Here is a 12,009-nt window from a genome sequence, read left to right as displayed (position 1 = left end):
CATCATGATATTCAACGTGGCACTAATTAATGGCTTTATGGTGTCAGTTAATACCATAAGACGCTTGTTTATTTAAATGATTTCGTCATAATATTTGGAATATCATCATGCTCATGAATAAATGGATCCGGCTTTGTTTTTTAATTTTAGGTGGCGGTACCATCTTTAAATTATCCAGTATGAAGGATGTCTTTTATGTTCCTATGCAAGAAGATTGGGGATTAACTAATACCCAAATTGGATTAAGTTTTACGGTTTATACCATTGTACAAACCACCGGTTTATTTTTATCCCTCTATATTGCCGATCGCTTCTCAAAGAAAATATTACTGCCCGTTGGCTTGATTGGGGTCGGGCTGTGTGGCTTATATCTGAGTACGTTACCGCCATTTACTGGCTATCTGATCAGCTTTGCCGCCATGGCCTTTTTTGCCGATGTCCTGTTCTGGCCGGTCTTATTGAAAGCGGTACGTTTACTCGGCACGAAAGAAGAGCAAGGTCGCCTTTTTGGCTTTCTGGAAGCTGGTCGAGGGGTGGTAGACGTGATCATCGCCTCTGGTGCTCTGTTTGTTTTCGTTCAATTTGGCGAAGGCAAAGAAGGCATGCAAGCGGGCTTGTTGTATTACACCTTGGTGACGATCGCGGTGGGGATCATCACCTACTTCATTGTCGACAATGACGACAAGATCGAAACCAACGCAAGCGAAAATACCAACCTAGAAGTGCTCAAGGGGATTAAACATGTACTAACGTGCCCAAACACGTGGTTGGCCTCTCTCGGGATCTTCTTTGTCTATTCGGCTTACTGTGGCCTGACCTATTTTATCCCGTTCCTGAAAGAGATTTACACCCTGCCTGTTGCCCTTGTCGGCGCTTACGGCATTATCAATCAATACGCGTTGAAAATGGTGGGGGGACCTGTGGGGGGATTATTAGCCGATAAAGTGGCCAAATCACCGACTGTCTATTTAAAGTGGACCTTCTTGCTGTCTGCGGTCGCTATGTTCCTGTTCATTCAATTACCGCATGCATCCATGAATGTATACCTTGGCATGGCCGCCACGCTCGGGTTTGGTGCGATCATCTTCTCACAGCGTGCCATTTTCTTTGCCCCAATGGATGAAATTGGTACCCCTCGTCAATACGCGGGATCAGCCATGGCTTTCGGCTGCATCATTGGTTACATGCCAGCCATGTTCGGTTACACCATCTACGGTTGGTTACTCGATAACTTTGACGGGATCACAGGGTACAACTACGTGTTCAGCACGATGATGGCATTTAGCTTGTGTGGCTTTGTCTGCTCATCTATTCTTTCTAAGCGTTTGAAAAGTCAATCAAGCAACGAATTACAACCGGCCTAGTACGCATCCCGCATAACGGCACAAAAAAAGCGCATTGGGCGATCACTCAATGCGCTTTTTTCCTCATTTAAACCTTCATCGCTTTACAAGCAATCCACTCACACGCACGTTAAAACGCGTCCCAGAATGATCCCGATGTATGGGAAGACGGTTTATCGCTATCGCCTTTGTGCTCCAATCGGCTTTCTTTATACGGCTGTGGACGGTATGGCTTCGGCGCTTGGACCGAGGTTTCATCACTGAGGGTTTTCAGATACGCAACCACGTCAGCCTCGTCTTTTTCGGTCAAGCGTAGATCCCCAACACCAAAACGGGCCACATTTTGATCCACTTCCGGCGTTGGCCAGCAGTTGGCAGCCATGGCGTCTATTGAATTAAGCGTGTTATCCGCACACGTTTTTTTATCAAAGAAACAAGCTGTTGAAACATCCATTTTATCTTGATCCGTCACGGCAGCCGCACACGCGACTTCTTGTTCTGCGGTCATCGGCGTCGACGTATTATAGAAGTGCACCAAATCCTCTAGACTTTTAAACCACCCGTTATGGGTATACGCTTTGACAAAGCTTGGGTGAGGACGCTTGTCGACATTACGCAGCGTCGGCACTTTGTGCTCACCACGGTGGTTATCTTGTTGCGTCAGTGCAAAGACCCCCATATCAGGCTCGGGATCATTGGGGATCTCATGGTTACGTGGTACCCCAATATTAAAGTACTGATCGTTGGTGTAACGCTCAAATTTCCCGACCCCTTGATCATTCCCGCTTTGGTGACAGAAGAAACAACGCGCACCAGGCGGACGGGTCGTGGCACTGAACACGCCATAGAACAGATCATGGCCGCGGTTTTCCTCTTCGGTAAAATCCACCAATGGGAATTCACGGTCGTCATCATTGTTCAACGCGATATCGCGTTTTGAATCAAAGCGATTATTGTCATTCGACATCTGCCACGCAGAAATGGCCAATGAGAAGCGGGCAAACACTTTATCGACATGCTGATCCCCACAACGGAGCGAGGTACCAAACGCATAACGATACAGTTGTTGTCCCCATAAGGTTTTATTGACTTGTTCACACACCGATTTTTTAGTCGGTTTGGCTTGCTCAACCGGGTTGATGAACGGACTGGCATGGGCTTGATCCGCCAATGGCCCGAGGTACTTACGGTACATCCCCTCGTATTTGCCCCTCAGTTGTGCAAAGGGTTCGATGCGGTGGAAGCTTTCGATCAAATCCCCTTCTGCCCGACCATTCCAAAATGCCCCCCCACACGGTGCCGTTCCACCAAAGGCAGGGCAATTGGGATCAAAATCTGTCAGCCCTTCAATTTTGCCTTGGTCATTCATAAACTGGGCATATTGGTTTGTCGGCGGCTTAAGGGTGCCGACCAAAATACCGTCCGATCCTGTCACCGCGACATCGGTTAAGTTCGTGTTGGAATCGTTGTTGGTGCCCCCTGCTGTTCCGGCATGACAGGTCGCACACGACATGTTGTTATTGAGTGAGATATCTTCAAAAAACAGACGTTTTCCCATTTCTTCGATATAGGTCATGTCCGCGTCATTCGCCTGTGCGCCATAAGACGCTATCGCCAGTAATGTCGCCACGCCCGCGTAGGGGATCGTCCGAAAACGCGTGTGCCGTGCGGGGGGTTGATTGTGCTGTGCTGTTCGATGCTGTTGTGTTGCTCGCCCTTCTCTCATTGCAGCCTCCATTACGTGTCGTCCCAGTGACAGGATTCAGTAATTATGTGGATATGATTTTTTACATCACGGGTGATCGACCCCGTGTTTTTATTCGTTGGTAGAACGTAACAAACACAGTATTAACCACAATCTTTCAATTGATTTAGCGAACGCCGAGAAGTATTAGCAATTAACAACTTGTCAATCCGTCAATACAGTTTCTTATTTCCCTCCTTGCGTATTAACGGAAAGAACACATCATGAGACCGTCTTAGTCTCACGATTAATGTCTACCTTTTCGGACAGCCTTCATGACACGTCATTGCCACGTAAAGCCATATCGAACCACTTCAACCCACTGTAATAAAACAAGAGAAAGAAAAAACCCACAACAAGTACAACCCGCCATCATGGTTACGCATCGGTTGTACACCGCCAACAGACACATAACATCGCAAAAAAGTCGGCACACCGATGAAATATATTCCGCTTACTTTCAATAAACCGTCTTATTTCTGCTTGACACTCTCACGGGATATATTGGCATCTTGCGTGCGGCGTACGCTGTGTATTCCACCGCGTTATCAATCTATTACTCAATGGGATATTGATCGGAGTTTGTGGGCAATAGAAATGATGCGTTACGGCGTCTTTGTATGCCGAGTTCGCAGTCTGCATGGTGGTCCCTTGTACAGCAGCGAGTTGCTCGCTATGAACAAGCCAAACAGACTCTTGGGATGGCACATGAACAACACAATGAAACTCGGCGGGATAGTTACCATGGCGGCAGTGATGAGCGCCTGCACCACTTCCCCCTCCAATCACGCACAGGCTCAGTCTATGGGTTGGTTGCACGGTAATTGCTTAGCGATCAAACAGGCGGATCTGCCTGCTGCCTCGCCTATCACACTGATCCACCTCAATGAGACACACCTTGATGGCAAATACAGTGAAGAGCACGCCGTGATCACCCGTCCCAGTAATCGGACCGATACCTGTTACGCCCAGTTTGCTAATCGCGCCCAAGTGAACACGGAAGCGGGCTACCACTTTTATCAGGTACGTACCCGTCAACCGGTCAATTTTGCCATTGGGATCGTCGGCACCGCGAACACGTCCAACAAAATGGCCTACTCCTATTGTCACACTCGTGAGGGGATCACCTTTACCGCCGCCGACAACGAGAAAACCGTGTGGCAGGGGGCATACTACTTAGGGTATGACGCGCTGCCGACCTGTAAAACGCCACAATAATCAGCCGTTAGTAACAGTCACTAACACTGACCAGCCTCACATCACGGTGCGGACATTATTGCGCAGCGTGCATTTCGCGCTGCGCCTGCCTATCTCCCCATTGGGTGATCTGCCGATTCACGGCATGGAAACGTTCGATGTATTGCCGGTAATCCGGAATCGCGATGTCTGAGAGCACCGCCCCCGCCAGATTACGCACCCGCCGCACGGGCCCCATCTCAAACACCGGCCAATGCTGGTACTGGGCGATATAATCGGCTTCTGACAACTCAGAGAGACGGGCAAAGTGCGCATAATACCGATAATGGGTATTGCTGGTGATATGCGGTTTATAGGCCATCCGTGCCGCCCACTGCGGAATAAGTTCGGTGGGAGAAAACAAATCACTTCGACCGCTCAGCGACAAATTAAATTGGTGGATCATCGCGAATTCACGGGCCACACTGAGGGTCAAACTGCGTTCACGGGGGGTGAGTTGGGTGATCCACACAGCGGGAAGCGTCTCGTGCTGTGCTGCGACCTGTCGCAGCCACGCCAGGTGTTCTTCAAACATCGTTAAATACACCATTTTACCGATGAGGCTGTCTTCTTGAGCCAGACGATGGCGAATGTGCTGCATATTGGTCATCACCAGATCCACCACCGAGGTCAACGCCGGCGTCGATGGCTGGGTTTGTTTGGTTTGTTGGGTTTCCTTGGTGTGAGCCGGTGACACGGAGTACCACCATTGCGTCAGTTGCACGCGGTTAGCCTGGATCAGATAAGCATATTGGGGCGTCGGCGCATCGATACGAGGGGAAAATAGCGGGGTGACCGCTGGGGCACGAATAACATGCCGATAGCGAGTAAGTAACGTGGCATGGTCAGTCAACTGCGGCGCGAGTACATCGCGTACCGCCAGCAACGGTGCCGGACAATCATCTTGGATGAAATCACACAGCGGTAAATCATCGGATAAGGCTAAGGTCTTGGGCAACGCTTGTTGTATTACCTGCCGTTGCGGAGCCAGTAACCAATCACGCCCAGCCGCCAAGGGATCACGCTGCGCATCGGTACCGATCCCCAACAAATAGGCATAGGCTTGTCCGCCCTCCGTCGCTAACCCGCTCAGCAGCGCGGCGTCGTCCCGCATTACCGGTGCAATGAATGAGGCAATGGCCGGATCCAATGGATCGTCCCATTGCAGCGCCATCCCCCACACACATGTCAGACTTGCCAACCAACCGACCATTGCGCTTCTCCTGCTTCTCGTCCTCATCACCGCGCCCATCAGGGTACCGTGCAGACACAAAAAAGCAGAGTAAGCTGTTATTGGCTAACGTAAAAACGGAAGCCAGTCCGCACTCTGATTGCAAGATAACACCCATCACAATAAGTGACGGGCATGACACCTTGATCATGCTTCCGATTTAACTGGGGGGTCATACCGAGGGAAAGCACGGTGGCGCGCAGTTACTGCATGAAGGTTTGCTGTGCTTGTGGGCTAGTCGCAGTCAAATCCCCCGCCGGGTTCACCAGGTGCGGCAGGATTTTGGGGAGATTCAACACAATGTCCTGATCGGTCACAGGCTGAATGACCGTGTTATACCAACCCAGCAGCCCCATAGCGGCGTAGCCAATCGCATCATCGCTGTCACGGTGCTCCAAGATGATCTGCATAAAACGCAATATCGCTTTGTCGTTACTCTGCGCTTGTTCCAACGTCTGCTGGTAAATCGCGGTGGCTTCGTCAATCAAGCCGTCAAATTCAGTGTCTACGGCCACGTGGAATGAGCCGCCATCAATGGAGATTTTCATTGTTTGTGTTCCATCAAGTTCCAAGGGCGCTATCGTAACGAAAAGCCCAGTCTATTTTGTGATCTCACACGGAAAACCCACCCGCATGCACAAAGCACCACCACTTTTCAGGCAAAAAAAAGCGAGCCCCCACGGACTCGCCCCTGATCGTTGTACCGAACGGCGTTATTTGAACGCGCTGCCGATAGAGAAATACAGCGAACTTTGACTGCTTTCTGCATGGCCATACGCCAAATAGACCGGCCCGAGCGGGGTGTCGAGACCCACAAACACGCTGCCTGCCGTTAAACTGCTGCCCAACGTGATGTCTTTGTCATCATCCCATACCCCGCCTTGCTCCAGCGAGCCGCCAAGATACACAGGCACAGACAAAGCGCCAAAATCATTATCCAGCAACCGGTAGCTGTACACTAATGCCCCAAATGCCCGGTATCGGCCATTGAGTTCGTAACGGTGATAGCCTGACATATTGAACAAGCCCCCCAGATCTTGTACGTAGATCGGCAGCAGATCATCAGAATTATTCCCGCTGAACTTGGCTTTCGCGGTCAGGCTATGCCGCTCATAGCTGAACGGTTGCGAGATATTCACGCTGTAAAACAGGTTAGTGCCCGACACCGAATCGGCACCGTTCACGGTACTGCGGCTGTGGCCCATGCTGATCTCCGCTTCAAACGCGGTGCCGTGGCGCGGGAAATACACACTGTCGAGATCATCGTACACAAACGACACGTAAGGTCCGTGTACCGTGTACGCTTGCTGGTTGTTAACCCCTTGCTCATTCACTTCCCCGCTGGCACCACGATAACCCAGCGCCAAGGCACTCCACGGCCGCAGGTTCCAACCCAGCTCAGCAAACCCGGTATAGGTGGCATATTCGGTTTCCACACTGCTGCCCACCGGGCGCCCGATCAGATCCGCCTGCTCTTCCGACAACAAAAATTCGCGGATCTCACGATTCCACCCTACGCCAGCGGCAGTAAACATGGTTTTCTGGTAATCCAGCGGAAAATACACACTGGTGTTCACTGCTTTCCAACTGCCCAATAACCACTCGAATTGCCATTCGCCGCCTTTGTCCGTCAGATCGGTGTAGATATACTGACTACCAAAGGCAAAATCCGAACGGTTCACCAAATCGTCTTCAAAACTGAATTTAAAGTTAAGATAACCCGGCCCCCAGGATTTTTCCCTGACATCCATCACCAAGACATTCTCCGCCCCCTGGCGTTCGATTTGGTAGGTGATCCGCTCGTAAATATCCTGGCTATTCAGGCGTTTAACCGCCTCATCCAACTCGCGATTGGTCAACACGCGGCCCACATCCAAATCCAATACCGCCAGCAAGGCCGTATCCGATCGTCGGCTATTATTTTGCAACGCAATACGATCGACGTAATACGCACTGCTGACCACTAACTGGCTACGGCGATCCAACTTCTTGCGCACATAGGCCTGATAGTCGGCCTCTGACAAGCGGTAACGCAACAGCTGTGGCAGCGCATCCAACGCCACCTGTCTGCCCGCAGCATAGGCCAGATCCATTTTGTCAAAATCCGGTGCCAGCATGAACGCCACATCGGGCTGCAAGTACGTATCCTGATTGTCCATCCGGGCTTTTTGCTGATCGGCACTACTGTTGGTCATGAACGTGGTCAACTGACCGACAATGTTCAGGGCGCTGTTAAGCTCCGGCGCTTTGTACAAGGCATCACGCAGATCCACCGCAATGATCACCTCCGCCCCCAACGCCTGCGCCGCATCCACCGGCATGTTGTTCACCACTCCGCCATCCACCAGGATCTCCCCGTCGATCCGCACTGGCTGCAGCGCCCCCGGTACCGTCATGGAAGCCTGCATCGCGGTGGCCAAGTGGCCCCTATCCAGCCATACCGGCTTCACGTGCACAATATCGGTCGCCACGGCCCGGTACGGGATCGCCAGCTGATCAAAACTGGCCAAAGCCGGCAAGTTTTCTGTCAACTGCCCCAGCAGGGTCGCCATCCCCTGTCCCTGAAAGGCCCCCGGTTTAGACAAGTAATTGCCGTCCAGATCGATACCAATATCGGCATAGATCTGATAATTATCGTTTTGCTTTTTGCGTCGTAACTCCAAGTCATTGCGGCCCACGCGATCGCTGTACCCATGCTGCCAATCGGCCGCTAAGGTTCGCTGGCGCACTTCTTCCGCCGAGAACCCCATCGCATACAACCCGCCAACATAGGCTCCCATGCTGGTGCCGGTGATCACATCCACCGGGATCCGGTACGCTTCCAGGACAGACAGCACCCCAATGTGTGCTGCGCCTTTCGCCCCGCCGCCACTGAGCACGACCCCCACCTGCGGACGTGCAGTGGCACTCGGTGCCGATGCCGATGCCGCCACAGCAGGCTGTACCATCAAGGTCGTCAAAATGATCGCCCCGCCACACAGGCGCCACGGCTTGAGCCCTTTCATGTTGTGATTTCCTTGCGCTTAACTAATTGACAAATAAGATCGATCGTTCAGGTGCGACCGGGTCATAGAATACGGGATGGACACCCTGTCCGGCGAGTAAAACCAAAAAAAAATCCGGTCCCCACGTGTGTGAGGACCGGATCGGCGATTTCTGGTACAAAATAGGGCATCAGCGCCCGCTGGCAATATCGTCCAACGCCGTCATGACCGACTCGTTCATGTGGCCTTCAAACACCAGTTTGCACACCTTACGGCGTACCGCGAGACCGGAGATCAATTTTTCAATCGATAAATGGCGCTCATCTTGCTGACCATTATACAACTCGATGATCTTGCTTAACGTTTCATACGGGATTGGCTCACCGCTCACGCGCAACCAATCTAGCTTCTCCAGCAGGCTCTGACACTCCTCACTGATTGAGGCAACAGAATGCCCTGTCATCGCCGATAATGCCGTGATACTGCGTTGTAGCGCTTCTGGCGAGGTATATTTGGAGAGTGTGATGGTTAATTCATCCGCATTGATCTCAACCAAATGCTTACGCAGCTTCACACGGCGGCCCAAACGCCCTTTCGTGCGCCCTTCTTTGCGCTGGATCGGTTCAAATTCCCCATCAATGATCTCGGACAGTTGATCAAGCGCTTGACGAGGCAAGATCTCATTGCGCAACGGATTGGGCATGGTTGGCGCCATGGATCGTTTGCCTTCATTGGTGGTTTTTGCTCGAGAAAAACGGATCACTTCATCCGCATCGCAGCGAATATCGATCTGGTAATCACTGTAACGCTTATCCTGCTCATGCGGGTAAATCGTCAAGTGGTAACCCCATAAATTCACCGCAAACATGCTATCGGTGATCGTGCCTTCCGCCAGTTTACGCAGCTCTCTTATCAAATCGCTCGAGAAGCGTCGCCATTCGATGTTACGCGCAAGCTTTTGATTAATATCACTTAACAGCATAGAGTCATGAACGCGGCGTGACATGCGGCTACGGAAAAACGTGTACAACTGGAACACCAACGTATGCTGACGCAAAATTTCTGGCGGGAATAAGAAGAAATAATCCCGCGTGAGTAGCTCATCGAAAAACGACGGTTCCCAGACCAAAATATACAAATTGGGCTTGATTCGGATCTCGCCATCTTCACGCTCTTGCGGGGCTTCCTCTGAGGCGGTGATCGTTCGGGCTAAGAAGCGAAAACGATCACTTTTGAACCCTTCCGGCATGTTGTCACTCATCCAACGGCCCGTTAATTCGTGCAGCTGAAAGTCCGTAAATTCAATGCGATCAATACTTTCACGGATTGAGTCGCGTGCCGGACCGCTATCTTTTTTGCCGCGTAAGGCCAAAATATCCGTGATGTACACCGGCGTTTTATTGGTCATACTGCGGGTCTGGATCTCGTAATCGGCAATGTGATGATCATGGTATTGCACGGTTAAGGTAAACAGGGCAAACAGGGTCATCAGATCGTCCACGGTCATGATCGACTTGGACGATCGTGTTTCAATGATCGCTTTGGTGCCGCTGATCGCTACCATGGATTTTTGGTAGCTCTTTTTGGTGCGCGGGGGAGCTAAAGCCTGATCAATGATCCCGGCCCAACTGGTGGGTGATACGACAATTTGATCCGCTTCATCCGGCATGGTGGGCGGGGTGCCTAAGCCATGCTCACTGAGCAATTGACGGTTCACATGGTTTTGTGCCAAGGCTTTTGAGCGTTTTTGTTTGGCTTGTGCACGACTTTGTTCGGAATTTAAACTGCCCGTGCCCAGTTGTGAAATGAGCAACGCCGGATTAATGAAATGATGCAACATGGTTTTACCAGCAAGGCCCGCTTCAAATCGGACGGGTTGTTGCTTGAACAAACCAATGCTGACCGCGGCACGTAAGCGCTGCTGGATCGCGGCTCGGGTTAATTGCCCTTCGGTGGCTTCAACTAGCTCGGTGGTGGAAACCATCCCATCTTGACAGTTGAGGCCCCGCAATGAAATGAGATTCAACAATTCGATGATACTTTTTGTGACACCCTTGAAATGCTGATACTGGGGCAACCAGTCAATCAGATTATGGGGGATCGCAAATAAGTGCCCGTCTTTGTGAGATCGAGGTGCCGAGATCAATATTTTTTCGTGGTGCTTATTGTCCGGAGTGGGTGCTGAATTCATTTGTCATTAGCCGTAGATGCATCATTTTTCCGAGAAAGATTAATTGAAAAAGATCCAGAAAGAAAGATCTTTTGTTGTGTTTTTTAATCCTGATCTTTTTGATTATTTTGATCTTAATGTTTAAGTGATCTTATGATCCGGTGAAAATAACCGCCGTAACTGATTGTTTTGTATCTGTTTACTTTTTATCGGCATTGGAACGATGATCAACGAACTCTCGGAATGCTGATCAAAGGCAGTGCGAAACGATGATCATCAACACGCCGGAAAGCTGATCATTAAACACCTGAAAAGATGATCATCACTGTACTGCAAGCATGATCAGGTGGCATGCAAGGCTTTTGCACAATGTTATCCACAGGCGATGCGAAGTGGGAGACATAACGCGTGCTAAAACCGCTGTTTTTGCCGGTTGTCGACCGATTTGGCCTGCCAACCCCCTTGGAAGCATGATCATACTGCTGCTTTTGGACTGCTATTTTCCACGTTGTCTGTGCGACTAGCTCTTTCAATGCGGAAAGTGACGGTATTTTGTGCATATTCCAAATGACACTTGCCGTATTTTGTGGACCTTGCCACATGTGTCCGGCGTGGAGCGATGATCAAGCTGACATCGTTGTATTTTCATTGCCCCCGTTGACCGCCCCTTCCCCCTTGTTCTTACGTGTATTGGGTGGGTGATTTACCCGATAAACCCTTATCCGTCCTGCATTCTCCGTAATTTAAGCCCCTTTTATCATGCTTCCGTCAGGTACACTGCGTGGTGGTGAATGATCCTCACATCACTTGATCATTGATCCGTTTCTTCTGGGGGCGGAACCGGCGGGATTTACAGGCAAAATGGCCTTGATCATCGTTGCTGATCTGCCAGTTTGGCGTCGGAGACATGATCAAGGAAAATGAGGTGCATTTTGATGATCTTGGCGTAGCATGTTGATTTCAGGGTGATCGTTCTTACCTTGTTTGGACGATCATGATGAAATCCCCCTATTTCACCATGATTTCTACATTTCATGCCAATCATGAGGTTGAGCATTGCGAAAGGGTCACTGGGGAGATTGATTTCAATCTGACAGTGACCGTAATTTAGTCTTAAAAACTCACGCTTCCGGTAAAGTCATCAATTTACATTGTAAAATAGTGACGCTGTAACGCTTTAAATCTGGCGTATTAGCAGCATGATAGTATCAATAAATGACAGACGATGACGTGCAAAATTGGCTGTTTTTCTCGCTATTTTTTGCTTTCTGCTGAGATAAATATCACACGACGACGTTCAG

Annotated in this window: 7 protein-coding genes; 2 read left to right on the top strand and 5 right to left on the bottom strand. The window is 50.4% G+C overall.

All coding sequences use genetic code 11. From position 1 onward, the window contains the following. Positions 1 to 107: 107 nt before the first annotated feature. The gene (locus L4C36_RS16290; RefSeq protein WP_428478863.1) at positions 108 to 1,364 is read left to right on the top strand and encodes an MFS transporter; all 1,257 of its coding nucleotides are present in this window, start codon (positions 108 to 110) and stop codon (positions 1,362 to 1,364) included. A 109-nt stretch (positions 1,365 to 1,473) separates the two neighbouring features. Here the strand turns inward: L4C36_RS16290 and L4C36_RS16285 are convergent, their stop codons facing one another. Then, positions 1,474 to 3,069, bottom strand: a complete 1,596-nt coding sequence (locus tag L4C36_RS16285) for a cytochrome-c peroxidase (protein ID WP_428478862.1) — start codon at positions 3,067 to 3,069, stop codon at positions 1,474 to 1,476. A gap of 726 nt (positions 3,070 to 3,795) precedes the next feature. Here L4C36_RS16285 and L4C36_RS16280 point away from each other — a divergent pair. Next, a complete protein-coding gene (locus tag L4C36_RS16280; RefSeq protein ID WP_428478861.1) occupies positions 3,796 to 4,305 on the top strand; it encodes a hypothetical protein in 510 nt (169 codons plus the stop codon). A gap of 55 nt (positions 4,306 to 4,360) precedes the next feature. Here L4C36_RS16280 and L4C36_RS16275 read toward each other — a convergent pair whose 3' ends face one another. The 4 genes from L4C36_RS16275 to L4C36_RS16260 form a co-directional block, all read right to left on the bottom strand. Next, complete coding sequence (locus tag L4C36_RS16275) at positions 4,361 to 5,536, bottom strand: hypothetical protein (RefSeq protein WP_428478860.1); 1,176 nt, start codon at positions 5,534 to 5,536, stop codon at positions 4,361 to 4,363. 221 nt (positions 5,537 to 5,757) lie between these two features. Continuing rightward, the gene (locus L4C36_RS16270) at positions 5,758 to 6,102 is read right to left on the bottom strand and encodes a hypothetical protein (RefSeq protein WP_428478859.1); all 345 of its coding nucleotides are present in this window, start codon (positions 6,100 to 6,102) and stop codon (positions 5,758 to 5,760) included. A gap of 165 nt (positions 6,103 to 6,267) precedes the next feature. Then, on the bottom strand, positions 6,268 to 8,559 hold the full coding sequence (locus tag L4C36_RS16265) for a patatin-like phospholipase family protein (protein WP_428478858.1): 2,292 nt from the start codon (positions 8,557 to 8,559) through the stop codon (positions 6,268 to 6,270). Between the two features lie 169 nt (positions 8,560 to 8,728). Further along, complete coding sequence (locus L4C36_RS16260) at positions 8,729 to 10,729, bottom strand: replication initiator protein RctB domain-containing protein (protein ID WP_428478857.1); 2,001 nt, start codon at positions 10,727 to 10,729, stop codon at positions 8,729 to 8,731. Between the last annotated feature and the right edge of the window lie 1,280 nt (positions 10,730 to 12,009).

It is taken from the genome of Photobacterium japonica (genome assembly GCF_050337005.1).
GTDB lineage: Bacteria > Pseudomonadota > Gammaproteobacteria > Enterobacterales > Vibrionaceae > Photobacterium > Photobacterium japonica.
This window is presented reverse-complemented; position numbering and strand designations above follow the sequence as displayed.

Coding starts and splice junctions, on each gene's coding strand:
- L4C36_RS16280 (WP_428478861.1), top strand. CDS start 3,796: ATGAACAACACAATGAAACTCGGCGGGATAGTTACCATGGCGGCAGTG.
- L4C36_RS16285 (WP_428478862.1), bottom strand. CDS start 3,069: ATGAGAGAAGGGCGAGCAACACAACAGCATCGAACAGCACAGCACAAT.
- L4C36_RS16270 (WP_428478859.1), bottom strand. CDS start 6,102: ATGAAAATCTCCATTGATGGCGGCTCATTCCACGTGGCCGTAGACACT.
- L4C36_RS16265 (WP_428478858.1), bottom strand. CDS start 8,559: ATGAAAGGGCTCAAGCCGTGGCGCCTGTGTGGCGGGGCGATCATTTTG.
- L4C36_RS16290 (WP_428478863.1), top strand. CDS start 108: ATGCTCATGAATAAATGGATCCGGCTTTGTTTTTTAATTTTAGGTGGC.
- L4C36_RS16260 (WP_428478857.1), bottom strand. CDS start 10,729: ATGAATTCAGCACCCACTCCGGACAATAAGCACCACGAAAAAATATTG.
- L4C36_RS16275 (WP_428478860.1), bottom strand. CDS start 5,536: ATGGTCGGTTGGTTGGCAAGTCTGACATGTGTGTGGGGGATGGCGCTG.